At 50.3% G+C, this 26,303-nt stretch carries 23 protein-coding genes and 1 riboswitch; of the genes, 7 read left to right on the forward strand and 16 right to left on the reverse strand.

Annotation, left to right across the window (positions count from 1 at the left end; genetic code table 11):
- Nucleotides 1-298 precede the first annotated feature (298 nt).
- The 3 genes from AC1VOR_RS18950 to AC1VOR_RS18960 are packed head-to-tail and all read left to right on the forward strand — an operon-like array spanning nt 299 to nt 1,863.
- Nucleotides 299-784 carry a DUF2975 domain-containing protein gene (locus AC1VOR_RS18950; protein ID WP_482620125.1) on the forward strand — a complete coding sequence of 162 codons (486 nt, stop codon included), beginning with the start codon at nt 299-301 and terminating at the stop codon, nt 782-784.
- 10 nt (nt 785-794) lie between these two features.
- Complete coding sequence (locus AC1VOR_RS18955; protein WP_482620127.1) at nt 795-1,016, forward strand: helix-turn-helix domain-containing protein; 222 nt, start codon at nt 795-797, stop codon at nt 1,014-1,016.
- A gap of 13 nt (nt 1,017-1,029) precedes the next feature.
- Entirely contained in the window at nt 1,030-1,863 is an 834-nt protein-coding gene (locus AC1VOR_RS18960) for a DUF817 domain-containing protein (protein ID WP_482620129.1), read from the forward strand.
- Between the two features lie 174 nt (nt 1,864-2,037).
- On the opposite strand, the gene araA is transcribed toward AC1VOR_RS18960, so the two are convergent.
- From araA to AC1VOR_RS18975, 3 genes are all read right to left on the reverse strand, one after another.
- Complete coding sequence (araA, locus tag AC1VOR_RS18965; RefSeq protein WP_482620131.1) at nt 2,038-3,462, reverse strand: L-arabinose isomerase; 1,425 nt, start codon at nt 3,460-3,462, stop codon at nt 2,038-2,040.
- A 65-nt stretch (nt 3,463-3,527) separates the two neighbouring features.
- Entirely contained in the window at nt 3,528-4,223 is a 696-nt protein-coding gene (locus AC1VOR_RS18970) for an L-ribulose-5-phosphate 4-epimerase (protein ID WP_482620133.1), read from the reverse strand.
- A 1-nt stretch (nt 4,224) separates the two neighbouring features.
- Entirely contained in the window at nt 4,225-5,838 is a 1,614-nt protein-coding gene (locus tag AC1VOR_RS18975; RefSeq protein WP_482620134.1) for a xylulokinase, read from the reverse strand.
- A 232-nt stretch (nt 5,839-6,070) separates the two neighbouring features.
- Between AC1VOR_RS18975 and AC1VOR_RS18980 the strand changes: the two genes are divergently transcribed.
- A complete protein-coding gene (locus tag AC1VOR_RS18980; protein WP_482620136.1) occupies nt 6,071-7,156 on the forward strand; it encodes a substrate-binding domain-containing protein in 1,086 nt (361 codons plus the stop codon).
- A 120-nt stretch (nt 7,157-7,276) separates the two neighbouring features.
- Here AC1VOR_RS18980 and AC1VOR_RS18985 read toward each other — a convergent pair whose 3' ends face one another.
- From AC1VOR_RS18985 to AC1VOR_RS18995, 3 genes are all read right to left on the reverse strand, one after another.
- On the reverse strand, nt 7,277-8,002 hold the full coding sequence (locus tag AC1VOR_RS18985) for a 3-ketoacyl-ACP reductase (protein ID WP_482620138.1): 726 nt from the start codon (nt 8,000-8,002) through the stop codon (nt 7,277-7,279).
- 69 nt (nt 8,003-8,071) lie between these two features.
- Nucleotides 8,072-9,406: an amino acid permease gene (locus AC1VOR_RS18990; protein WP_482620140.1), complete on the reverse strand. Its 1,335-nt coding sequence runs from the start codon at nt 9,404-9,406 to the stop codon at nt 8,072-8,074.
- A gap of 132 nt (nt 9,407-9,538) precedes the next feature.
- A riboswitch (glycine riboswitch) is annotated at nt 9,539-9,618 on the reverse strand.
- Between the two features lie 117 nt (nt 9,619-9,735).
- The gene (locus tag AC1VOR_RS18995) at nt 9,736-10,623 is read right to left on the reverse strand and encodes a LysR family transcriptional regulator (RefSeq protein WP_482620142.1); all 888 of its coding nucleotides are present in this window, start codon (nt 10,621-10,623) and stop codon (nt 9,736-9,738) included.
- A 175-nt stretch (nt 10,624-10,798) separates the two neighbouring features.
- On the opposite strand from AC1VOR_RS18995, the gene AC1VOR_RS19000 reads away from it, so the two are divergent.
- Together AC1VOR_RS19000 and AC1VOR_RS19005 are read left to right on the forward strand one after the other, a co-directional pair.
- A complete protein-coding gene (locus AC1VOR_RS19000; RefSeq protein ID WP_482620143.1) occupies nt 10,799-11,677 on the forward strand; it encodes a DMT family transporter in 879 nt (292 codons plus the stop codon).
- A 94-nt stretch (nt 11,678-11,771) separates the two neighbouring features.
- Nucleotides 11,772-14,426: a family 16 glycosylhydrolase gene (locus AC1VOR_RS19005; RefSeq protein ID WP_482620145.1), complete on the forward strand. Its 2,655-nt coding sequence runs from the start codon at nt 11,772-11,774 to the stop codon at nt 14,424-14,426.
- A 71-nt stretch (nt 14,427-14,497) separates the two neighbouring features.
- On the opposite strand, the gene AC1VOR_RS19010 is transcribed toward AC1VOR_RS19005, so the two are convergent.
- Entirely contained in the window at nt 14,498-15,292 is a 795-nt protein-coding gene (locus tag AC1VOR_RS19010; protein ID WP_482620147.1) for an AAC(3) family N-acetyltransferase, read from the reverse strand.
- A 200-nt stretch (nt 15,293-15,492) separates the two neighbouring features.
- Between AC1VOR_RS19010 and AC1VOR_RS19015 the strand changes: the two genes are divergently transcribed.
- Entirely contained in the window at nt 15,493-16,521 is a 1,029-nt protein-coding gene (locus AC1VOR_RS19015; protein WP_482620149.1) for a CdaR family transcriptional regulator, read from the forward strand.
- A 77-nt stretch (nt 16,522-16,598) separates the two neighbouring features.
- Here AC1VOR_RS19015 and AC1VOR_RS19020 read toward each other — a convergent pair whose 3' ends face one another.
- The 9 genes from AC1VOR_RS19020 to AC1VOR_RS19060 all read right to left on the reverse strand — a co-directional run bounded on the left by AC1VOR_RS19020 (nt 16,599) and on the right by AC1VOR_RS19060 (nt 26,302).
- A complete protein-coding gene (locus tag AC1VOR_RS19020) occupies nt 16,599-17,735 on the reverse strand; it encodes a glycerate kinase family protein (protein WP_482620151.1) in 1,137 nt (378 codons plus the stop codon).
- Nucleotides 17,736-17,802: 67 nt separating this feature from the next.
- Nucleotides 17,803-19,101: a GntP family permease gene (locus AC1VOR_RS19025; RefSeq protein WP_059050333.1), complete on the reverse strand. Its 1,299-nt coding sequence runs from the start codon at nt 19,099-19,101 to the stop codon at nt 17,803-17,805.
- A 448-nt stretch (nt 19,102-19,549) separates the two neighbouring features.
- Nucleotides 19,550-19,696, reverse strand: coding sequence for a lmo0937 family membrane protein (locus tag AC1VOR_RS19030; protein WP_482620153.1), 147 nt, complete (start codon nt 19,694-19,696; stop codon nt 19,550-19,552).
- Nucleotides 19,697-19,803: 107 nt separating this feature from the next.
- Complete coding sequence (locus tag AC1VOR_RS19035; RefSeq protein ID WP_482620155.1) at nt 19,804-21,030, reverse strand: Gfo/Idh/MocA family protein; 1,227 nt, start codon at nt 21,028-21,030, stop codon at nt 19,804-19,806.
- Between the two features lie 38 nt (nt 21,031-21,068).
- Nucleotides 21,069-21,890 (reverse strand): sugar phosphate isomerase/epimerase family protein, encoded by an 822-nt coding sequence (locus AC1VOR_RS19040; RefSeq protein ID WP_482620157.1) that lies wholly within the window; start codon nt 21,888-21,890, stop codon nt 21,069-21,071.
- 39 nt (nt 21,891-21,929) lie between these two features.
- Nucleotides 21,930-23,099: a dihydrodipicolinate synthase family protein gene (locus AC1VOR_RS19045; RefSeq protein ID WP_482620159.1), complete on the reverse strand. Its 1,170-nt coding sequence runs from the start codon at nt 23,097-23,099 to the stop codon at nt 21,930-21,932.
- A gap of 14 nt (nt 23,100-23,113) precedes the next feature.
- Nucleotides 23,114-24,265, reverse strand: a complete 1,152-nt coding sequence (locus AC1VOR_RS19050; RefSeq protein ID WP_482620161.1) for a Gfo/Idh/MocA family protein — start codon at nt 24,263-24,265, stop codon at nt 23,114-23,116.
- Nucleotides 24,266-24,447: 182 nt separating this feature from the next.
- Complete coding sequence (locus AC1VOR_RS19055) at nt 24,448-25,800, reverse strand: M24 family metallopeptidase (protein WP_482620163.1); 1,353 nt, start codon at nt 25,798-25,800, stop codon at nt 24,448-24,450.
- A gap of 46 nt (nt 25,801-25,846) precedes the next feature.
- Nucleotides 25,847-26,302: a D-lyxose/D-mannose family sugar isomerase gene (locus AC1VOR_RS19060; RefSeq protein ID WP_482620340.1), complete on the reverse strand. Its 456-nt coding sequence runs from the start codon at nt 26,300-26,302 to the stop codon at nt 25,847-25,849.
- Between the last annotated feature and the right edge of the window lies 1 nt (nt 26,303).

Raw genomic sequence — 26,303 nt, forward strand, 5'->3', positions numbered from 1 at the left:
AATTCCATATAAATGTCTATTTTGGACGATAAATCAAGTTTTAGATGGAGGATTTCCTGCTAAATGTGGAATGTGTCGTATACGATTTGCAACGTGCGAGGTGTAGTGTGCAATGTGTTAGGTAGGTTGCTCTCTAAATCCAACGTTCAAGTCAATCGCCCTCTCCAAGTCCAGTAATTTGATGCGGAAAACTGTGCTTAACAATATTTTTATCATTAAAAATGATAAATATTTATTGTAAAACGATAAAAATCATGCTAAATTAATTCCATACTAATTGTCGTGAGGTGCTTGTGTGATGAAATCGAAACAAGGTTCAACGCTTTTTCTGCGAGTCGTAGTCTTCCTGATGGGGTTGGCTGTACTTGCTTTAGCTATATACGCGTTACCCCGCATTGGCGGCGATCTGATGGGATATTACCCGCCATATATAACGCTGCTCGTCATGGTTGGCATGTACGGGGCTGCGCTACCATTTTTTTTCGCGTTGTACCAGACGCTTAAGCTGCTGGGCTTGATTGACCGGAACACGGCCTTCTCCGAAGGCTCGGTGAACGCCCTGAGACAGATTAGAAATTGCGGGGTGGCGATCAGCCTCATTTATGCTGCGCTTATTCCTCTACTGCTGATCATTGCTGACCAGGAATATACCATCCCGGGAATTCCGGCGCTTGGACTGATTATTGCGTTTGCCTCCGCTGTCATTGCTGTGTTTGCGGCGGTGCTAGAGCGGCTCTTGACCAGCGCGATCCAGATAAAAACAGAAAATGATCTGACGATCTGAGGTGAATGCTTTGGCGATTATAGTAAATGTTGATGTCATGTTGGCTAAACGGAAGATGAGTGTCACGGAGCTTTCGGAACGGGTGGGAATTACAATGGCCAATCTATCCATACTGAAGAACGGCAAGGCCAAGGCCATTCGTTTTTCTACACTAGAGGCGATCTGTGAGGCCTTAAATTGCCAGCCCGGAGATATTCTTGAATACAGAAGCGGTGGCGAAACAGAGGGATAAGGGGGGAAAGATCATGAAAAACCGCTTATGGCATGCTATACAACAGTTGGTGCGCTTCGGGTGGCAACAAGCTTTATCCTGCGTGTTTCCAGTTGTGATTTTTGCTTCACTCGCCCTGACCCAGTTCCTTCCCCTGCCCTGGCTTCCCCGCTACGACTGGCTGCTCATCATCTGTCTGGCAATGCAGGTCTGGATGGTGCGCTCGGGACTTGAGACCAGCGATGAGCTTAAGGTCATTAGCGTCTTTCACTTGATTGGCTTAGCCCTGGAAATGTTCAAGGTGCATATGGGCTCGTGGTCTTACCCGGAGGAGGGTTGGGCCAAGGTGAACGGGGTCCCGCTCTACAGCGGATTTATGTATGCCAGTGTAGCCAGCTACCTATGCCAAGCCTGGCGGCGGCTTAGTATCAAGCTTGAACACTTCCCGCCACTCTGGCTTAGCGTACCGCTGGCAGCCATGGTCTACCTGAACTTTTTTACCCATCATTTCTGGATCGATATACGCTGGTGGCTGTTTGCCCTCGTAGTGGTCGTATTCTGGCGAACCCGCGTGTATTATGAAGTGGGCGTTAGGCGCTACCATATGCCGCTCGTCCTGTCCTTCGGGCTAATTGGCTTCTTCATCTGGGTAGCCGAAAATATCGCCACCTTCTTCAGCGCGTGGAAATATCCTAACCAGACAGGAGGCTGGCACCTTGTCCATATCGGCAAAATCAGCTCCTGGCTGCTGCTTGTCATCATCAGCTTCCTGATCGTGGCCGCATTGAAGCAGGTTAAGAGCAAGGGCAAGGATGCGAGACCGGTATTGGGGGGCTCTCAGCAGGCTGTACCTGCCCGTAAGTCCTAACGCTAGAAGAGAGCGCAAGACAGCACAGCCCCTCAAACCAACCGTTAGCTAAAATAACTGACTCTTGGAGCCTGCTAGGAGATTTGAAAGGACGTTCGCAGTGGGGTTGTTATAGAAAAAAGGGAGCCTTTCAAACCACGATAGTGTGGCTTGAAAGGCTCCTTTGCCTTATTATTATTTAATTACGACGTACTCCAGATTTACCAGCTTCGCATACGTAATGATTTGATCTGTGGTCAGGTTCAGGGACACGACCGTATGATGTCCGCCCCCGTTCTCGATCCAGGCCTTCACCCCGTCCTGGAAGTTCGGCTTCACTTGCCACAGTACACGAGCTACCGGCAAATGAGGGGCTGGAACTGTAGGTTCAAAGGCCGTCACTTCGTTGATCAGCAGCTTGTAATGGGTACCGAAGTCCGCCATCGATACCACGACGCCTTCGCCAGCCTTACCGTCAAACACCAGGCGCGCCGGGTCTTCACGATCACCAATACCGAGTGGCGATACCAGAATCTTAGGCTTGTTGCTAGCCAGGCTTGGGTCGACCTCCAGCATATGAGATTGCAGGATCGCCTCTTGGCCTGCGGCCATCTCGTACGTGTAATCCTCCATGAAGCCGGTGTTTTGGTTGTGGCTCATCACCTTCAGCAAGCGATCCAATGCCGCTGTCTTCCAGTCCCCTTCCCCGGCGAAGCCGTAGCCTTGGGCCATCAGACGTTGTACGGCCAGGCCTGGAAGCTGCTTCATTCCATGCAGGTCCTCGAAGTTCGAGGTAAACGCATTGTATTCTCCCTGATCCAGGAATCGCTTCAAGGCAATTTCATAGCTCGCTTGCACCTTGACGCTGGCTTCCCAAGCTTCCTTACTATAGTTACCGTAGTCGAAATCATACAGCTTCTCATACTCCGCAAATAATGCAGCAATATCCTCTTCCGTAACGGCATTCACGTACGCTACCAGATCACCAATGCCGAAATAGTCCACCGTCCAGCCGAACTGAATTTGAGCTTCGACCTTGTCACCCTCGGTAACCCCCACATTACGCATGTTGTCGCCAAAACGCGCAACCTTGATGTTGAAGCTCTCATTATAAGCTACGGCCACATCCATCCAATCGGCAATCTGCTGCTGTACCTCTGGACGCTCCCAATAGCCAACGACCACTTTGTTCTGTTTTTGCAACCTGGCATTAATAAATCCATATTCACGATCACCGTGTGCCGCCTGATTCAGGTTCATAAAGTCCATATCAATCGTCGCCCAAGGAATGCTCTCGTTATATTGCGTGGCTAAATGAAGCAGGGGCTTCTGCAGCAGCTTCGTGCCGCGGATCCACATCTTGGCCGGGGAGAACGTGTGCATCCAGGTAATCACACCCGCTACTTCGTCACGATAGTTAACTTCCTTCATAATGGAGGTAATCTTATCTGCGCTAACAGCTAGATCTTGCAATACCAATGGATAGGGCAAAACACCACTTTTGTTCAATGCATCGGTCATTGTCTGCGCATGGGCTTTCACCTCGGCAAGCGCCTCTTCCCCGTACAAATGCTGAGATCCCACGACGAACCAGAATTGCTTGGCAATGGCTGTTGACATGATATTCATCCTCTTCCCTTTTGGATTTAGTTAGATAAGTTCGGCTTATGATTCAGGCTAAAATGTCACTTCTGTCCGTAATAAGCGTCCTTGCCATGCTTGCGCAAATAGTGCTTATCGAGAATGTACTGCGGCAGATCCTCCGCAGATGAATTCACTTGCCGCGCTAACAGGTTCATCTTCGCGACTTCCTCTAATATCACGGTGTTCACCACGGCGGAGTGTGCATCCTTGCCCCAGGTGAAGGGTGCGTGTCCCTTGAGTAGAACCCCAGGCACCGCCATAACATCCAGGCCTCGCTGCTCGAAGGTTTCAATGATAAGCCGTCCTGTTTCGGCCTCGTAGCCCCCCTCAACCTCCTCCTGGGTTAAAAAGCGGGTGCAAGGCACCGCTCCATAGAAGGTATCAGCATGGGTAGTTCCCATGACGGAGAGATCCACTCCCGCTTGAGCCCAGGCGGTCGCCCAGGTGGAGTGCGTATGCACGATGCCGCCGATTGCCTCATAATGTTTGTAAAGAACGGCATGGGTCGCTGTATCCGAAGAGGGTCTAAGCTCCCCTTCCACCACATTGCCGTCGAAATCAACGACCACCATGTCGCTAGGCTTCATGGTCTCGTAGCTCACACCGCTGGGTTTGATCACAAACAAACGACTCGCGCGGTCAACGGCACTCACATTACCCCAGGTGAATTTCACCAGGCCCTGCTTGGGCAGCTCCAAATTGGCTTCGTATACCTGTTCCTTCAATTGTTCTAACACGTCAAGCCCTCCCGTTCTCCACCAGATGATCTACAGCCGCTTGTTCGATGGCCAGCCCCCGGGTATAGCGCTCCAGAAAGAGTTCAAAGCCTTTCACATCGGCTGCTTCCGGCTGTATTTGCTGTCCCACCACGTCCTTGAATACCTCACTTGCCAGAAAATGATCCAGATTCTCCGCTCGCCCCCGGTTAAGCATATAGGACGCCAGAATCGCCATCCCCCATGCCCCGCCTTCCCCGGCATTGTCCATCACAGAGACCGGCACATTGAGAGCAGCGGCCACCATTCTTTGCCCGACAACCGGCGTCTTGAACAATCCGCCATGGGCCAAAATGCTGTCGATAGCCACATGCTCCTTCTTGGTCAGAATATCCATGCCGATCTTGAGCGCCCCGAAGGCGGTGAACAGGTGCACCCGCATAAAGTTAGCCAAGTTGAACCGGCTCTCTGGGGAACGGACGAACAACGGTCTGCCTTTTGACATGCCCGTAATATTCTCACCCGAGTAATAGCCGTAGCTTAACAACCCACCCCCATCGGAGTCGGCCTCTAGTGCCTTGTTGAACAAGACGCCAAACAGTTCATCCGGATTGGCCTTCTGGCCCATCGCTTCATAGAACTCACGAAACAGGCCCATCCAGGCATTGATGTCACTGGAGCAGTTATTGGCATGCACCATGCCCACCGGACTTCCGTCCGGCGTAGTCACCATGTCGATCTCGGGATAAACGTCCGTCAGATCCTTCTCTAACACGATCATGGCAAATACTGATGTACCTACCGAAATATTACCTGTCCGCTTCCTTACGCTATTCGTAGCTACCATCCCTGTCCCGGCATCGCCCTCCGGAGCACATAGCGGTATGCCTGCCTGCAAATCTCCCGCCGGGTCCAGCAGCTTCGCTCCGGCAGCAGTGAGTTCCCCAGCCCGTTCCCCGGCAAGACGAACCTGGGGTAGAATCTGCTCCAGCTTCCAAGGGTAATTCTGGTCTGCCACAAGCTCATTAAATTGCCGGACCATCCCGGCATGGTAATTCCGCGCACCTTCATCGATAGGGAACATACCGGATGCGTCGCCAATGCCCAGCGACTTTTCTCCAGTCAACAGCCAATGAATGTAACCGGCTAGCGTAGTAATAAAGTCCACTTCCGGTACATGATCCTCTTGGTTCAAAATGGCCTGATAGAGATGGGCAATGCTCCACCGTTCAGGAATGTTGAACTGGAACAGTTCCGTTAACGCCTTGGCTGCATCGCCGGTGTTGGCATTGCGCCACGTCCGGAAAGGCACCAGCAGTTCTCCCTTGCGATCAAAGGCCATATATCCATGCATCATAGCGGAGAAACCAATGGAGCCCACCGTTTGCAGCTTGATGCTGTATTTTCGCTCAATTTCCTGCTTCATTTCCTGATAAGCCGCAGGCAGCCCCTTCAAAATATCCTCCAGGCTGTACGTCCAATATCCGTCTACCAATTGATTCTCCCATTCATAGCTGCCTGATGCGATCGTCTCAAAACGGCGGTTAATCAGCACCGCCTTGATTCGCGTAGACCCCAGTTCTATCCCAAGCGAAGTCTCACCTTGTTCAATCGCTTGCCTGATGGCCTGATCCATATTTATCCGCTCCCCTTTCAAGAAGGCGCTTTCTTCTTTTTCAGCCCTAGTATAGTTTTTTGTTCGTACATTTGTCAATAATATATAGTATTTATACATACAACTATTGCACTGGAAAAATCTTTTTATTTCTATATAATGTTTATACATATGAAATCTACTTGAGGGTTATCCCCGTAATGCCTATAAATTTGTACATACAACTATCCACCCTGGAAAGAAGTGAAGATGGATGAAACCGAAATACCAGGTCATCCTGGAGGAAATTCGTAGCGAAATCCTCTCCGGCACCTACAATGTGGGGGAGCAGATTCCTACCGAATCCGCACTGCAGGACAAATATAATGTAAGCCGACAAACGGTGCGTAAAGCGATATTGGAGCTGGCTAACGAAGGTTTTCTGAGAAGCGAGAAGGGGTCCGGCACCTATGTCAGCAATCAATACCGTACCAAAACTGGGGGAAATACCAACAATCGAACCATCGGTGTAATTACCACGTATATTTCCGACTATATCTTCCCTTCCATTATTCGCGGGATTGAGGGGCGGCTTAATAAAGACAATTATTCCTTGCTGCTAGCCAGCACCAATAATGACGTGGCTCAGGAGAAGAAGGCGTTGGAGATGATGTTGTCTTATGGTGTGGACGGCTTGATTGTAGAGCCCACCAAGAGCAATCTGTACAACCCTAACATTGCTTACTATTTATCCTTTAAGGAACAGAACGTTCCCTTCATTATGATTAATGCTTATTATGAGGAGCTTGAGGTGCCCTTCTTCTGTCTGGATGATGTTCAGTCCAGCTATCTGGCAACCCAGGAACTCATCGCAATGGGCCATACCCAAATTGGCATCATTGCCAAGATGGACGATTTACAAGGGAAATACCGGTTGAAGGGATACATCAAAGCACTTGGAGAGGCCAAGCTGCGCTTTCACCCGGAACAGGTCTTGTCCTTCAACACGGAGACGAAGCAGGAGTTGCCCGCAAATCTGGAGCAATTCCTCACCGTAAATCGCGAGAGCTTGACCGCCATCGTGTGCTACAACGACGAAGTGGGGCTTGAAGTGGTCCAGGCCTGCAAACGGATGAATATTTCCATTCCTAATGAACTGTCTTTAATTGGACAGGACAACTCCTATATTGCCAAGAATGCTGGAATCAAGCTCACGACCCTGACACACCCCCAGGAACAAATGGGCCGGGACGCCGCGGATTGGGTCATTAAGAACCTGCAAGGGAAAAAGGATCTGCGCAACTCCAACTATTATCAGCCGGTGCTAATCGCAGGGGAAACGGTGAAGGAGCTAAACTAGTCCATTAACTGGCGTCAAGCGAACGTACATGACTTGAGGGCATTGGAAGTATTGAGAGCATGACAAAGAAGGGCCACCTTGAAGAGTGGCCCTTCTTCAAGTATATGAGACTAACTCATATTAAAAAGGATTGGTCGCGATAAAAGAGGCCGACTTCACATACACGCGCGGATGGAGCTTAAGCTGATCGACAATAAACTCGGCCAAGTCCTCCGGTTGGATGAATTTGGAGTCGCTGTTCTCTTTGATAAGGTTGAGGTCCAAAGCCAGATCGGTCGCCACCGTACTTGGCGTTAACGCCGACACGCGAATATTGTTGCGACGCACTTCCTGCGCCAAAGATTCAGTAAATCCCATAACGGCAAATTTGGACGCACTATAAGCACTGGCAGTAGCTGCCCCATTCAGTCCGTTGGTGGAAGAGATGTTGATGATATCGCCACCATTCTTGGCGATTAGTTGAGGCAGAACGGCCCGAGTGACATAGTATGTACCCATCAGATTTGTATCGATCATGCCTTTCCATACTTCCGGGTCCATCTCCAGCAGTGTGCCGAAGGTAGCAATCCCTGCGTTGTTAATCAAGATATCCGCAGGTCCCAGCTTCTCCTTCAAGGCTTCAATCGCCGTATCTACCTGTTCCTTGACAGCCACGTCTACCGCAGCATAAGCAACCTTTACGCCCAAGCCCTCGATTTCCACCGCAACTTCCTTCAACGATGCTTCGGTTCTTGAGATCAGGCCGACGTGTACGCCTTCCTTCGCCAATGCGATCGCCGTCGCCTTGCCGATTCCGCGGGCTCCACCGGTTATGATTGCCACTTTGTCTGTTAACGTTTGTGCCATCTCCACTGGCTCCTCTCTATACTATGCATGGTTTACAGTCCCCATTATACTACAGCGGAGTCAGCAGGACTAAATCCGGCGCAGACTTAGCAGATAGAGCAGCACGAACCAGAGCGGCGTGAGCAGAAGAGCGGGGCGAGTAGCCTCGGCAAATAACATAATGATGAGAATGACCGCAAACAACGCGAGAACAGCATAGTTGATGGCTGGCGTGAATGGCGCTTTAAACTGCGATTTGGCATGAAGCTCCGGCTTGGTTTTCTTATACTTGATATGACAAATAAGAATCACACCCCAAACCCAGATGAAGCAGATCGCACTAATCGTCGTAACGATGCCGAAGGCCTGCTCGGGAATCAGCTTGCTAAGCAGAGCGCCCACGGACAAGACCAGTGTAGAGATAAACAGTGCGTTGCTGGGCACATGGTTACGGTTCAGCTTCGCCAGCTTGGCGGGGGCCTGTTGATTCCGGCCCAGGTTATACAGAATGCGGCTGGTCGAGAACATCCCGCTGTTACAGGCCGAGGCCGCCGAGGTCAATACAACAAAGTTGATTACACCAGCGGCCAGCGGAATGCCAACCAGGGTGAAGGTTTTAACGAACGGGCTTTCCGAAGCGCTAAGCTGTGTCCAGGGATTAATCGCCAGCAAGGCGATGAGCGCACCCACGTAGAAGAACAAAATTCTTAAAGGAATTTTATTGATAGCCGACGGAATATTCTTCTCGGGATTAGAGGTTTCAGCAGCAGATACCCCTACGAGCTCCACACCGACATAAGCGAATACCACCATTTGGAAAGACATCAGAAATCCAGTAATCCCGTTAGGAAATACGCCGCCGTGGCCCCATATATTCGTGAGGCTGACCGTGCCTGTGTCCGTCTTGAAGCCGATGATGATCAACACAGCCCCGATGGCAATCAAGGCCAAGATGGTGACCACCTTGATTAAGGCGAACCAAAACTCCAGTTCACCGAAGTTCTTCACCGTTAACAAATTCAGAACGAGTAAAACAAGCAGACAGATGAGGGCCGGAATCCACTGCGGAATATCAAACCAATATTTGACGTAAACTCCTACGGCAATGACATCGGCCATTGCGGTCATGATCCAGCAGAACCAATACGTCCAGCCAGTGATAAACGCGGCGCGCGGCCCAAGATAATCCTGGGCAATGTCCGTGAAGGACTGGTAACCCGCCTTGGACAGCAAGAGCTCTCCTAACGCTCGCATGACGAAGAAGATGGCAATCCCCACGATTAGATAAGCAAAAATAATAGACGGTCCTGCTAATTGTATGGCCTTGCCTGACCCCAGAAACAATCCCGTCCCGATCGTGCCACCGATCGCGATGAGCTGAACATGCCGATTCTCTAGATTTCTCTGCAATTCTTGTTGTGCCACAGTTGACTCCCCCTTGAGATCAATAATAAAATGTCCATAAAAAAAGAGATTGGAGGGACTCCAATCTCAAGTTCATAAGAATAATAAATAAAGGCTGATATGTGAAATAAAACACATAGTACGTCGTTTATTTAGTACCCTTCTGTCCTTTTGCCTGAGATTATGAACCCTTCGGCGCTGCGGTTCCCCGCAGTCTCTCCAGAAGCTGCTCCTGCTATAGTGTGATCCATAGCGATCATAGCTTACGAATTATTCAATTTTTATCTACCAATACCTGTTAAGTATTTCAATACTAGTCCCGGGCGGCAATTCTGTCAATAACATAGATTTCACTGATCTGAATCCAGCTCAGCTACGACCTGTATAAACTGCTGAACGAGGGAAGACGTGTCGTCGGTTCTCCACGCAATGCTCATATCTATACGAGGGGCATCTCCAGCAATGTCCAGATAGGCAACGTCCCGGGCATGCAAATTGGAGGTGGAACTAGGTACAATGCTTACGCCTAGCCCCGCCGCCACAAGGCTGATCGCGGTTTGTATTTCCTTCACGCTCTGACGAATGATCGGGCTGAAGTCGGCCTGATGGCATTTTGCCACAATATCGTCATGCCAGCTTGGCCAAATTCCTCTCTCTAGCAAAATGAATTGTTCGGCTTTTAAGTCTTCCAGCGACACGGAACTATGCTGCGCCAAGGGATGCAATTTGGGTACAACCGCGACACACCACTCTTGATGGACAGACAAGAACGATAGCAGAGGATCATCAACTGGCGTCCTGACAAAGCCGATATCGATATCTTTCCGACGAAAAGCTTCGATTTGCACAGGCGTAGGCATTTCATGAAGAACCAGATCGACATGCGGACACTGCTCCTGGAAAGCCCGCACAACGACAGGAAGAATATCGTACGATGCTGATCCGACAAACCCCAGCACCAGTCTGCCTTCCATTCCCATATGCGCTCTTTGTGCCGCCGCTTTGGCTTGTTCAAGCTGGACAAGCGCGTGACGGGCCTCCTGCAAGAAGACCTTCCCTGCAACCGTTAGCTCCACATGCCGCTTCGAGCGCTCCAATAACAGCACTCCAAGTTCTTTCTCTAGCTGTATAATCTGTTGGCTCAAGGGCGGCTGGGTCATCTGCAGGCGCTTGGCTGCACGGCCAAAATGCAGTTCCTCCGCCACGGCAATGAAATATTCAATCTGGCGCAATTCCACAAGGCGGTCTCCTTCCGGTTCAAAAGATAACATTAAAAAAACTTTAATAAGTCGAAATTCGACCTAATGATACGACACTTATATATTAGACGACAATAACATTCCGTTGTAAAGTATCGATAGCGTACTAAGCAAAACAGAAAAACACGGGGCATCCAAGAAAGGAATATTTAATATGAGAATGGCTATGGCTTTATTATGCCTTGTCTGGGGATTTAATTTTGTCATCATGAAATTAGGGAATGGGGCTTTCCCGCCGGTGATGTTCGCGGCACTGCGATTCTTGACCGGAGCCATCGTGCTATTTGCCGTGAGCTTGATTCGAAAAACCCCGAAGCCTGGGCGTTCAGATATGAAATGGTACATCATCTGCGGACTGCTACAGACGACGTTCTTCAATATTGCGATTCAAATCTCGCTCAACTATGTTAGTGCGGGCTTGACCTCCGTCTTGACCTACAGCATGCCACTGTTTCTGTCGATTATGGCACATCGCTGGATTCCAGGAGAACGCCTGACGATTCAGAAGACGACGGGAATTGCCGTAGGATTGGCCGGGTTATTCATAGCTATGAATATTCAAGCGGGAGGCTCCTTATGGGCGGTATTACTAGCACTCAGTTCAGCCATTTCATGGGCAGCCGCTAATCTACTATTCAAAATAAAATTAAAGCACGCTGACCCTCTTCAATACACCACCTGGCAAATGGCTATTGGAGCCGCAGGGTTATGGGCATTTTCGCTTTCTTTTGAGAGAGGAAGCGTACAATGGGGCTTGATGCCGATCATTTATATTCTGTTCTCTGGTATTATTGCCTCCGCCTTGGCCTTTGTGATGTGGAACCTAATTCTGAGCCGCACCGAAGCCAGCAAGGCATCGGTATCGTTACTGCTTGTTCCGGTCGTAGGCATCCTCTCCGGATATGTATTCCTGAATGAAAGTCTCCATTTTGTCACATTAGTAGGAATTCTACTGGTTCTGGCTGGCATCTGGATTGTAAATATGAAGCAGATTGGTATAAAGAAAGCGTTAAACCAGCAAGATCTTTTGTAAAATATATATTTATCCCTTTCATCCAATTATTTCATTTGATAGAATATAAATGTAAGCGATTACTCAGGTTACATCTATCAAAGGAGGATCAAGGATGAAGCAACTTCGCCAGGTGAACAACAGGTTCAATCGAAGAGTTTGGAGTATGCTGCTGGCTGTAGTCATGATTGCCGGCGTCAGTTTATCGCCCTTCATGGGGACTTCGGCGTCAGCCGCAGAAAGCACCATTACCTCAATGGGTTATTTCTCGGCTAATGACGGTCCGGTGATTTCTAAGTCTGGAGTTGGACAAGCCAGTTACGGCTTTGTAATGCCAATTTTCAACGGAGGCTCCGCCACATGGAGCGATGTCGTAGATGATTTGGGTGTTAAGGTGAAGGTGAATGGCAGTTGGGTGGATATCGACAGCGTCAGCACCTTCGTATATAACCAGAACTGGGGGCACTGGAACGATGGAGGCTTTACCGGATACTGGTTCATTCTCTCGGCAACGACAGAAGTGCAACTGTATTCCAAGGCTAACGGAGTGACTCTGGACTATACGCTGCAATTCCAGAACATTAACAAAACAACGATTACAGCGATGACGCCAACCCAAGGTCCTGATTTGACGGCCAGCTTCACGGGTGGCTCAGGCTTCACTTATCCTACCTTTAACAATGATCCTGCTGTTACGTATGAAGCGGTGGCGGACGATCTCAAGTTGTTCGTTAAGCCGGTAACTAGCAGCACATGGATCGATATCGACAACAATGCAGCAAGCGGATGGATTTACGACCATAACTTCGGACAATTTACCGATGGTGGTGGCGGATACTGGTTCACGGTAACGGAATCCATCAACGTGAAGCTGGAATCGAAGAGCTCGGCGACAAGTCTGATCTATACGATTACCTTCAATCAACCTGTGCGGAATTCATACATTCTAACTCCTTATGAAGGTACCTCCTTCACGGCGGATACCAACGGGGCTATTGGGATTCCTCTGCCAAAAATTGATGGAGGCGCAGCAATCGCGTCAGAGTTAGACAAATTTGTCTATCAGATCAATGTAAATGGTCAATGGGTTAATATGGACAACTCGGCCTTGAGTGGGTTCTCGTATCAAGCCAATGGCTACAATAATATGTCCCCTGCCAACCAATGGGGCTATTGGGCCGATTACATTTACGGACTGTGGTTCCAACCGATTCAAGAAGATATGCAATTCCGTGTTGGCTATCCGCTAAATGGACAAGCTGGCGGGGATGTGGGTAGCAATTATGTTCAATATACTTTTATTGGTAATCCAAACGCACCACGCCCGGATATTGAGGACCAGGTAGATATTCCGGTTGGTACACCAGGCAATCCGAATATTGAAGGCTACAGCCTAATCTTCCAGGATGAATTCAATCAATCCACCCTGGATACGAACAAATGGAACTACGAGCAAGGCTACTATCTGAATGACGACCCAGGCACTTGGGGCTGGGGTAACAACGAGTTGCAGCATTATACAAACAGTTCGCAGAATGTATTCTTGCAGGATGGCAACTTGAATCTGCGGGCCATCAACGATCCTAAATCATTCCCGCAAGATCCAAATCGTTACGCTCAATATTCATCCGGTAAGGTGAATACGAAGGATCACTTCACTCTCACCTATGGCCGAGTGGATATGAGAGCCAAGCTGCCAACAGGCAACGGAATCTGGCCAGCGTTCTGGATGCTTCCGCAGAATTCTCCTTATGGGACCTGGGCGGCATCAGGTGAGATTGACATTATGGAAGCAAGAGGCCGCCTGCCAGGCATGACGAGTGGGGCCATCCACTTTGGTGGACAATGGCCAGCTAACCAGTACATTGGTGGGGAATATCATTTCCCAAGTGGGCAAACCTACGCTAACGATTACCATGTGTATTCGGTCGTTTGGGAAGAAGATAATATCAAGTGGTATGTAGACGGCAAGTTCTTCTATAAAGCCACTCGTGAGCAATGGTTCTCTACAGCGGCTCCTAATAATCCGAACGCACCGTTCGATGAGCCATTCTACCTGATTCTGAACCTGGCCATCGGCGGCAACTTCGATGGTGGCCTGACGCCTGGACCTGGCGATATTCCTGCAACCATGCAGGTAGACTACGTTCGGGTATACAAGGACGGCAACCAAGGGGGAGGAACCAATCCCGGTAACCCGGGAGAGCCTGGCAATGTTGCGGTTAGCGGCGTTACGGTGACTCCCGCATCCACGGGGGTGGAGGTTGGACAAAGTGTTCAACTATCCGCGAATGTGGCTCCGTCTAACGCCACCAACAAGCAAGTGTCCTGGTCTGTAGCTGATTCCGAGATCGCATCGGTTAATGCGAGCGGGACCGTCACCGGCATTGCGCCAGGCACGACAACCGTTACAGCCACGACCGCTGATGGCGGCAAAACAGCAGTAAGCACCATCACAGTAACTCCGCCGCCCTCCACGGTGATCATCATCGGTGACGAGGTTCGCGGCTTGAAGAAGACCGGCAATGACTTGCTCTTCTATGTGAACGGCGCGACCTTCGCCGATCTGCATTATAAGATCAATAACGGGGGTCAGCTTAATGTAGCCATGCATACGGACGGTAATGGAAATTACACTTACCCTGTTCCAGGTCTGCAGCAAGGAGATACGGTGGAGTATTTCTTCACCTACAACCCAGGGCAAGGTGCTCTGGATACGCCTTGGCAAACTTATGTTCATGGTGTAACCCAAGGAACACCCGCTTCGTAACTATTTAAACAGGACAAACCGCAGAAGCCTCTGAATGAGCGCTTTCTGCGGTTTGTTTTTTTGGCGTCCAACTACGACTGGCCTGCTCCTGCCATCCAGCGCTCTTGATCCTTCAATGGCTCATTATCCGAGAATAAATCCGGGTCGTCTTCCAGCATTTCTGTCAGGATAGCCGTTATGGCGGCAGCATCACATACTCTGACGACAGCATCACCCAGTTGCCCCATACGCATGGCCCCTCGGCTGATTAATACCTCATCTACCTTCCAGAAGTGTTCAGACCACGGCAATCCACAATGCCTGCGCGAAGGCACCTCAATTTCCGTTCCGTCCGGGGTAATGGTATAAAGCATCTCCGGCTCATCCGTTAATCGACCGGGAATATCCACCCACTCTTCAATCCCATGAATAAACGTGTTCCGCTTCAAGTCAACGCCGACGAGCAAAATAGTCGCCTGACGATCCAGCAGCTTGCCCCATGCCGATCCCCTTGCGCAAGGCGTATCAAAATGGTGATCGTCCCCTGTGAACTCAACAGCATCGCGGCCCAAGGCTGCCACGGAATGTGTTGGATGCCAGGAACGAACAACGCCAGGTCTCTGGCGGAATAACTCGGGTAGAATGCCTACGCAAACCTTGGATTGCTGCACGTCAAACCTCGGATTTTCCGCATTGATATAAGACCAGGTATGGGTCGGTAATACCAACAGCCCATCCTTCATATATGAAGTAAACGCATCCAAAACCGTGTCGGCACCACCCTCCACCTCGCCAAGGCTCTTCATGGAAGAATGGATCAATACCGTTCCTTCTCTATGAATACCTAATGCTCCTAACTGTTTGATTAAGCTCTCTTTTGTATGCAAGTCTTCTCCTCCATTACTTCTTCCCTCCGACCATTCGACTACCACTTCTGGGCATCGGAGTGTTTATTCAACGTTAATACGAGTACAGAATAAAGTCAAAGATAGTTCCTTTGTTCTTTTGCACAAATTTTGTGCATTGACCAAAATTTTGATTGCGCTTACAATTAGATGATATGCCATGTTAAGGAGAGCGCTCAACTATGTTTGAACTGACACGTCATCAAGCTCAGAACATCGTGGATAAAATGATGAAGGATATTCCTTATAATATTAACATTATGGACCGGACCGGCATCATTATCGGAAGCGGCAATCGAGCCCGGGTCGGAACGTTACATTATGGTGCGGCGGAAGCCATCAAGCAACAGAAAACTGTGGAAATCCATACCGACGAAGAATTTGTGAAGAAGGGAATTAATCTTCCCATTGAGCTGGGCGGCATTATTGTTGGTGTTGTGGGAATCAGCGGCGAAATCGAAGAAACACGCCCCTTCGGCAATCTGGTCAAGACAACCGTTATCTTGCTGATTGAGCAAAGTAGGGCCTTGGAAAAAGAAAAGCTGGAGGAGCACCTGAAGCTGGAGTTCTTCAATACGATCGTGCAGCCGGATACGGTGTATTCCAAAGAAATGACCGATCAGGCAGCGGCCTATGGGATACAATTGGCCAACCCGTCACAATTGATATACGCCGAGTTCCCTCAGGAGATTAGCGAGAGGTTGATCAAGAATATTCCTTCTTTTAATGGGCCAGGTTATTCGCTATATTTTGTCGTGCAGAAATCTAGTGGAACGGAAACAGTGCTTGCCTCCATCCGAAAACAATACCCGACGGCTCATATTGTCGTCAGCAAATGGAATCCCACAATTTCGGAGGGGTATGTGCAGACCAAGGCTGCGTTACGCGTATTAAAAGGCGTTTATTCTACCGAAAAAACGATTTATTATGCGCAATGTGAGTTTATCGCCGATACATCCAAGCTGTTGAAGAATGATCCCAGGGCAGAGCGGCTCGCTCATTTGCTTGAGCAAAATGAAGAGCTGGTCAAAACGCTGCAAGCTTATGTGAACTGCAATCTCAACGCCAATGAAACGGCTAATCTGCTGATGCTCCATCGAAATACGCTGCAATATCGGTTGAATAAAATCCAGGCCATTACAGGCAAAGATCCCAAAAACGTAATGGATCTCGTCGAGCTTATCTTCATGTTAGTCTACCGGATTCCCTAAAAAAGTACCTCTATGAAGAAAGGATGCCCCTCCTGATTTGACCTCAGGCTACGGGACATCCTTTTTTTTCAATAGTGTTAGCTTAACAGGCGAGCCACACTCTCCGAAGTACGGGCCACATTCTCTTTGCCTTGAGCAAGCAAGGTTTCAAGCTGTGCTGCACCAGGTACGATACCAAAGATAGCGTCAAACCCTTCTTCATAAAGAGTCTCGACATCCTGGCCCACATAGCCAGCAAGAGCAACGACTTTCATTTCCTTATTCACTCTCTTTGCCGCTTGAGCCACGCCATAAGGAGCTTTGCCGAACTTCGTTTGGAAGTCAATTCCGCCTTCTCCCGTTATGCAGTAATCGGCTTGTTTAAGCTGCTCTTCAAGTCCCGTGTACTCGATGACAATCTCGATGCCTCTTCTCATGGTCGCATTGGTGAAGGCAAGCAATCCGCCGCCAAGTCCACCTGCGCCACCCGCACCGGGCACATCCACTACTTCGATACCAAGCTGCTTCTTGATAATGCCGCCATAGTGGCGCAAATTGTTATCAAGTGTTGCCACCATCTCAGGCGTAGCGCCTTTCTGCGGGCCAAATACCGCCGACGCACCACGTTCTCCGCACAACGGGTTCGTGACATCCGAAGCAACCAGAATGCTCACGTCTTTTAATTGCGGCAATACGGCGCTCGTATCAATGCGATCCAACTGATTCAGGAATCCCCCGCCGAGTGGCAGTTCCTTTCCGTCCTGATCAAGGAAGCTGTAGCCCAAGGCTCGGGCCATTCCGGCTCCGCCGTCGTTCGTCGCGCTGCCGCCAATACCGAGAATAATGTTAGTAATGCCTCGCTCTATACAATCTCTCATTAATTCGCCTGTTCCCAGCGTCGTTGTAATTAATGGATTCTTAGTGTCCTTCGTCACATGATGGATTCCGCTGGCGGATGCCATCTCAATAACGCCTGTTTTCCCGTCGCCCAAAATACCGTATTTGGCGAGTACCGGCGTGCCAAGTGGACCCGTCACTTCTTTCTCAATCAAGCTGCCGCCAGTAGCGTCAACCAATGATTGGACAGTGCCCTCTCCCCCGTCAGCCATAGGGACATGAATGCATTTGGCATCCGGAATGGCCCGTTTGATACCGAGTTCCATGGCTTCGCATACTTCCTTCGCCGTCATGCTCTCTTTGAATGAATCGGGTGCCAACACAAACACTTTGCTCATATCGAATTCCTCGTTTCTTTTTTTATAACTAGATACGCTTCGTGAAGATGACTTTTTGAACTACCGCTTATAAAATGAAGCCGTAAAGAATGATTGCCACTATCGTCATCGTAAGCCCAACCACGCTCTCAAAGAGAGCCACTCTCATTCTATCCTTCATGGTCATCGCCATCGCATTACGAGTAACGTGGAAGTACGTACCGTGTGGCAAGTGGTCAATCACCGTAGCCCCACTATGAACCATAACCGCTGCTGCGAGTGGAGCAACACCTGTATTGATAATAGCATCCGAGAAGGAGCCCGTCGCCAAAATAACGCCTGTCGATGTCGAAGCTGTAGCTCCGGCCATCAAGATACCCGCGATTGGAGCCAGGAACGTACCGGAAAGACCCGAGGATTCAACCAGGGCAACCACTTCTGCCGGTAGCGTTGAGGCTGTAATCAAGCCGCCAATAGCACCTGCACCGATAATGATCAGAATCGTTGGTGTCATCCGGTTGAGGCCCGCGGCACAATATTCGATCATTTTGTTCTTCCGGCCCAGCGCCAGAGAGCCTACGATCCCGGCAAACGGCAAGATGAACAAGGAGTCAATCTTCAGCGAAGCCAGGAAATCAATACCGAGCATGGCGCCGAGTGGGCTGATCATCAAGAGAACAACAGCGATAACGGGTGTAACCAACGCTTTGGACAGAGGTGGAAGGTTTGTAGAATTGGTCTTCTCCAATTCAGCAGCTTCCGCATCCGTCACTTTAGTTCCCTTGTACTTCATAAATGATGCGATAACTACGGCTACAGCCAGTCCAATCAACGCCGGGACCAGTCCGCCAATCATCACCTGGTTCACATCCAGACCAAATCCGCCTGCGGCTGCAATCGTGTTTGGATTCGGGGAAATGATATTACCCGCTTTACCGCCGCCGGATAAGGCGATCAACAAAGCAACTTTGGAATAACCCATCTTGTTACCAACAGACAAAGCAATTGGAGCCACGATCAGTACGGCAACCGGGATAAACACCCCGACCGCAGTGATAATCATCGTCGCCAGAGCGAGGGACAGCATAGCCTTGGTTCCGCCTAGCTTGTCTACAATGACCTTCGCAATCGTCTCCGCCGCTCCCGACTCCATCATGACTCCGGCAAATACCCCCGCAGCAATAATCCGTATGACGGTTCCTTGAACGCTTTGCGTCCCCGAAATGAGAATCTGAATGACTTCTGTAAAATTGGCCCCGCCAATGAAACCACCCACGATAGCCCCCAAGATCAAGGCATAGGTTGGTGCCAATCTCAATAATATCAACACAATGGCTATTGCCAGACCTGATAAAGCGCCAAACCAGCTTATATCTAGTGCGTTCATTGTTGAAAATCCTCCTCAAGATAGACTCTTTTCTGGCTTACAAATCATGTTCAATTATTCACATAATAGGCTTCTTTGATCCGCCGTTTGGCGTCGCATAGTTGGAACTCCTCCTTACACCTCTTGTATGCCTATTGATGAATACGGTTTCATTATATTTGGATTGCAAGACTTAAACAATTGAAATTCCGATGAATCTTATTGTGCATTTGCACTAATATATCAAGAATAAGGTGCTCCAATCAGCACAATTGATGCAAAAATAGACAACAAAAAAAGAGCACCACCACGTATGCCCTTTCTTTCAATTATCTATTTGTACCATGTATTTCTTAACCTGACTTAAATTAGTAGTACAAAGCCCTGGAGACCGGAAATTCGGAAATCCTCCGAATACCTGGTTTCCAGGGCTTTTTTGGAGTTATGACATACATACGACGAGGTCAGACTATACACGTCCGCGCCCGCGAATGAGGTTAATAACTAGCGTAATTGCCGCTAGCACGAGAACGATATGAATAAAACCACCCATGAAGTCCAGTACGAAGCCTAGCAACCAAAACGTTAACAAGATACCAAATATAGTCCATAACATAATCAATCCCGCCTTTCTGCGTAATCGTGTACATCCTTCCATTACCCCATCGACAGAAGGATTAAACTTGCAGAAGGTGGTAGTTACTGGTCAAGAACCAAATACCTTCAGGTTCGAGCCATATCAGTAGGGAGCTTGAACTGGTTGTAGCCCTTCATCTGAAATGGATCGGACGGCACCGCCCAAGGGAACGGATATTCGCTGTATAGTTGCCGTCTGGCCGCCACATCCTCCATCTTCTCCGACAAGTCTGGCAGCAAACGTACCGTAGATTTACCAGCCGTCTGCTCAGTCACGAACTGGCTGGGGATTGCATGAACAGCACGGGCCGATTCATACGTACCGTTGGAGACTAATACGAAGCTTCGACATGCCTCCAGTGATGAGAAGAGAGGCTCGCCCGGGCTCTCGATGGCTTCTATCAGGTTCACATACATGTTGTGAATCAAATTGGCGGGACCAAACGCCAATTCTTCTTGACCCGCCCGTGTGTATATAGTCAGCTTGTTCTCGTAATCCCACCGGGCCTTCCCTTGTGTTCCAGTTACAGTAATAAAAGGCTCTCCGCCCCCCTCAAAGCAAAGCATCGCGTAAAAATGGACAGCTACGCCATTAGCCATAATAGTCCGAATACAAGAGACGTCGTCTCCTTCGATGTCGTTGACATGGTAAAGCTCGGCTTGCACGGATTGCGGATACAAATCCGGGGTGCCCTCGCATCCCGCCGCGAGCAAGCAATTATGCAGCAAGTGGGCAAATGGATTGTTGAATGTCCCATCCAGCACATATTGGCCGTCGCTTACCAGCTTGCCCGCCCAGCGGGTCCGGTCATAATACGCGCGGGACCGCTTCCACCTGCCGATGCCAACCACATGCTCCACCTGCCCGAGCACGCCGGAGCCAAGCTTCTTCAGCAGCGTCCGGAACGCCTGACCCGACGTATTCTGGAAGTTCACCTGGCACAGGCGCCCTGTCTCCCGCTGCACGGCGATCATCTCGTCAAGGTCTTGAATCGTAATTGCTGGCGGCTTCTCTACCAAAACATGGAAGCCCATCCGCATTACCTGGATACACATCGGCTTATGAGTGGCGATGGGGGTAACCAGAGCCACAAAATCGATATCCGGGTGGAGCGTGAGCATCTCTACATGATTGGTGTAATGGACAGCCCCCAGCGCGGTCAGCTTGTGATAAGACTCCTGATGAGCGTCAACGTTCGGCTCCGTAAAAGCAACCACCTGCACGCGGCCTTCTCCGACCAGCTTCTGCATGATATTTACATGCTCAACGCCAAATCCTCCGATCCCAATCAGCGCAGCGCGACAAATCTTCACATTTCTTCCCTCCACTAGTCAAGGCTATATATGAACTATTAAACGTGCTCCAGGTAACGTTCCTTAATTAACGCAAGCGCCTCATCTCCTTGCATATCCCATACTTGCTGGTTGAAGATCTCCACCTCAATCGCTCCTCTGTAACCTGCGGCCTCAACCGCATGGCGCATCCGCCGCAGTTCAATGACTCCGTCTCCCATCATCGCTCTCCCCATAAGCATATCGGGGATCGGCACCTTCCAATCGGAGACGTGAAATCCGAGTATTCGCCCCCTGGCGCGCTCAATTTGCTCATATAGCTGGGGGTCCCACCAGACGTGGAATGCGTCTACAACCACCCCGACATCCTGTGGGTCGTGTTGCTCCGCAAGCGTATTGGCCTGCGCCAACGTGTTGATAACGGAGCGCTCAGCCGCATACATCGGGTGCAACGGCTCAATGCCAAGCTTGACCCCGTGCGAGCGGGCAAACGGCACCAGCTCCGCAATGGCCTCCTCGACGGTCTGGCGCGCATAATCTATATCCCGGTCAGGCGCCGGTCCACATACCAACACGAGCACGTTGGTACCGAGTTCAGCGGCTTCCTCGATGGCACGACGATTGTCGTCCATCCGCTCTTTGCGCGCTATGGCGGTGGCCGCCGGGAAGTAACCGCCACGGCACAGGCTGGAGATGCGTAAACCTGCGTCCTGCACTAGTCGCTTGCTCTCGACCAGGCCAGTCTCGGCTACCTTATGCCGCCACAGGGCGATCCACGGCACATCCGCGCGAACGCAAGCCTCCACGGCTGCACCCATATCTAATCGGTCGGTGGTAATCTGGTTCAAGCTGAGTCTATCTATGACACGAAGTGGTTCCATGCTAATCCCTCCCGAATGGTGAATATCGCTACGGACAATTTACGCCTGTATACCAGCCAGGGCCAGAACCGGCTTCATCCGCTGGACGGCAAGCTCGGGATCGCTCAATAGCCCGGCCCGGTCGGCAAGTACAAACAACTCAGACAGATGAACGATGGAACGCGAGCCCTCCGCTCCCCCAATCATGCGGAAATGCGGCTGGTGACCATTCAAGTAAGCCATAAAGACAATACCTGTCTTGTAGGCGTAGGTCGGCTGCTGAAAAATATGACGTGACAAGGCGACGGTTGGCTCCATAATCGAATCATAACGGGCCAGATCACCCGCATCAAGGGCATGAAGGGCCTGGGCAGCCGCTGGCGCGATAGCATCGAATATACCGAGCAGCGCATGGCTATACCCTTGTTCATCCCCCTTGATCAACTCGGGATAGTTGAAGTCATCACCGGTGTACATCTTGACACCTTCTGGTAGCCGTCGGCGCAGCTTGATTTCTTGACTGGCATCAAGCAGCGATATCTTAATTCCATCTACCTTGTTTGCGTTAGCTCTGATAACACGCAAACAGACCTCCATAGCCGCGTCCACATCATCCTTGCAGCCCCAATAACCGGCCAACGCCGGATCGAACATATCCCCAAGCCAGTGCAGGATAACAGGCTGCTGCACTTGTCGCAGGATGCGACCGTATACCCGCTCGTAATCCTCCGGCCCGGTGGCGCAAGCGGCAAGCGCACGGCTTGCCATCAGAATCACTTGCCCGCCCTCACCCTCAATAAAGCCCACTTGCTCCTCATAAGCAGCCTCCACATCAGCGATGGTGTTTGACGGCCCCGGAAGCAAATGATCGGTGCCAGCACCACAAGCAATCTTGCCACCGACCGAGCGTGCTTCCTTGATTGAAGCGCGAATAAGCTCCTTGGAGCGGTTCCAGTCCAGACCCATGCCGCGCTGTGCGGTATCCATCGCTTCCGCCACTCCCAGGCCCAACGACCACAGATGGTGCCGATAGGCGAGCGTCGAGCTCCAGTCCATCGGCGCTTGATGCAGCGGATCGGCATCGGCAAAGGGATCGCAGACCACATGGGCAGCGGAGAAGGCGATACGACCCGTAAACGGCTGGGATGGCGAGGTGTACAAGGCCGCCTTGCCCGTAGTGTATTCATATAATGCTCCCCCTCTACGTGGGAGCAGCAGCGATTTAGCCATCTTGATCTCCTCCTCTACAAGCTCAGCTTCGGCACGTCAACCCAGCGACGCTCCTGCCACGACTGCAAGCTAAGATCGGCAAGCTGGGTGCCCTTCGCCCCTTCAAGCAAATCCCAGGGGAACGGCGTATCGATGACAACATGCTTCAGGAACATCTCCCATTGCACTTTGAAGGCATTATCGAACGTTGCATTGTCAGGCACCTCAACCCATTGGTCGCGGAACTGGAACGGATTAGGGATATCCGGATTCCATACCGGCTTCGGCGTATTGACCCGATGCTGCGTCTTGCAGTCCCGCAAGCCAGCCACCGCACTACCTTCAGTGCCGTCAACGGTCACCGTAAGCAAGTCGTCCCGGTCGACGCGCACCGCCCAGGAGGAGTTGGCCTGCACGATAATCCCGCCTTTGATCTCAAACATGGCGTAGGCAGCGTCGTCTGCCGTACAATCATACGGGGTACCTTGTTCATCCAGCCGCTTCGGAATGTGCGTAGCGGCAAGGCAAGACACAGCCTCCACTTCCCCGAACAAGTTCTCCAACACATACCGCCAATGGGCAAACATATCTACGATAATTCCGCCGCCATCTTCCTTACGGTAGTTCCACGAAGGACGTTGACCTGCTTGCCAATCCCCTTCAAACACCCAATAGCCGAACTCCATTCGCACGGACAGGATACGTCCGAAGAAGCCGGAATCGATCAGACGCTTCAGCTTGAGCAAGCCGGGAAGAAATAGCTTATCCTGCACAACCCCGTTCTTCACGCCCGCCTTGGTGGCGATGCTCGCCAGTTCAAGCGCCCCATCCAAATCCACGGCTGTCGGCTTCTCGCAATAAATATGCTTGCCCGCGGCGATGGCCTGCTTAATGCTCTCTGCACGGCGTACCGTCGTCTGGCTATCGAAATAGATCTCATAGTATGGATCGGCAAGGCAGGCGTCCAGATTCGTGCCCCAACGCTGGATGCCATGAGCATCTGCCAGTGCTTGCAGCTTATTCTCTTGCCGACCGACCAGAATAGGGTCGGGCATGACGACGTCACCCCCTGGAAGCGTAACGCCCCCCTGCTCTCGAATGGCCAGAATGGAACGAATCAAATGCTGATTGGTTCCCATTCGTCCGGTCACGCCGTTCATAATAATTCCTATATTGCGAACTGCCATTGTGAATTGCCCCCTTCGCTTCGTATACTTCGTATTGTAGCTGAGTCATATATGCTTTTTCTTACAACTCCGGGAACAGCATTCTCAATTTCGGAAGCGATTTCATTGATTTCATGGAGACAAGAAAAATCCCCCACCAGCAATGAGCCGATAGGGGATGAAGGGAATAAATATAAGACGAATTAGAACGCCTCGCCAACCAGATGTTGCAAATTGACCGGTAGATCGTTTAGAATGCGAACCTCTTTACCGTATTTACCTAATGTTTTCTCAATGACAAGATAGTCAATATCTTTGATTACCGTATCATTCCAGTTGCTTCTATAGCCTTTGATGCCTGTATCCATCATCATGACCATTCGATTAGCCAGCGGCTTGTTGAAGTCAAGTGAGAGGGCACCATAGAATTCCTGACATTCCGTGTATCCGGAGTTATGGGTGGTGACATAGCCCTTAAGCTCAGCAAAATCCTTGAAGACAATGCCTGTCTTCTGGCTCATTTCCTCGGCCTTGCTGTTATAATAGTCAATCATGGCCTGTTCATGAGTATTGCCGAGCAGGTCCTGTTCAGCAATCTTGCGGAACTGCGCAACTCCTGCGTGGAACGCCCCCTCCAGAAAATCAAACCATACCTTCTGTTCAGCAGGAACCAGCGATGGGTCCTTCACACAGACGACCGATGCTCGCTCCGCCGCACACAGACCATCCCGCTTCGGAGACACGCCGATATGAACGATATCTCCTTCCTTAATGATATTGTTCGATGCCCGACCTACCATCGTTTTGTTGGAGTCTCCCGCGGTGACCATCACCTTGAACCCCATCTCTTCGGCACCAAGCTCATAAGCAATAGCGTATCCCCACTGGGCTACCTGGGTCTCATACATCCCCGGGCGCAGGACTCTAAGCATGCCCTCCATCATCACGTCACAAATTCTACTGCCTTCTTCAATCAGACGCATCTCCCGCTCTGACTTTTCATATTTGATTTCGTAATATTTCTCCGAGATATCTTCAATATTCTCTTCACCCACATAGTTACGTAACACGTTATACAGGCTGACGGGGAAGACGTACCGAGTGGTAAGCAGCCCGATTTTCTTTGGCTTCCTGCCACAGGCCGCTTCAATGATCTGCTCAGGCCGGATCAAGCCCTCAGGATATTGAGGATCGTCGATCTTTAGGATATCCACTCGATTCATCTTGGCCCCTGAACGGCGATACAACTGCTCCGCTACCGTTCCACTCTCCAGACCAGCGATAAAATGGAATCCGCTCTCCGTAATCACGCCTGCAATCGGCTCCACAATAATATTGTTATTCCCCCCAAGGTAAGGGACATCTCCACAATAATGCTCGTCCGAGTATACGATACCGCAGTCAAAACCAGCCGCCTTCACAGCTTCCCATACTTTTTGTTGCCGATCCGCAAATTCTTCCAAGGGCAGCCGGTATTCCTTATCAAATTTTGGAGCTTTCTCAAGTACCTGAGCAACAATATCCGCCTGCTTCTTCCACAACGCACTACTAAACATAGATAAATCCTCCTATAAGTCGTACTGTATTTTTAAAGAGTGAATGTTACTCCACCACAGGAATTCTCTTGATTTCAGGGTTCGTAAAAATATCATAATCATCGTAACTCGTTGTACTGAACTCTGTAATGACCGCGCCCTCTTCTCCAGCCTTAAACCAATGAAGCGTGTCAACAGGGATGGTGAATTGATCTCCCGGGTGCAAAATAATTTCATGTTGGACCGTGAAATATTTTTTGCCATTCTCGGGTGGTTGTGCCTGCGGACGAATGGTGGCCGCGCCCTCTACAAACAGATGAACTCGACCGAATCTGCATCTGAACGTTTCCTCTTTGCCCATGTAATTCCCAAAAGGGGGATGACGATGCTCCGGACAAGCTTGACCGGGCAGCATCACGAGTTCCTTCGCGCATACTCGGCTGGTGTTGACGTACTCCAAGAGCTGCAAACCGTTGTTATAAATATCGTTAAGTCCGAAATCGGCCACTTCGATCCGATCCATT

The sequence above is a fragment of the Paenibacillus sp. 1SOY10 genome (assembly GCF_056836745.1).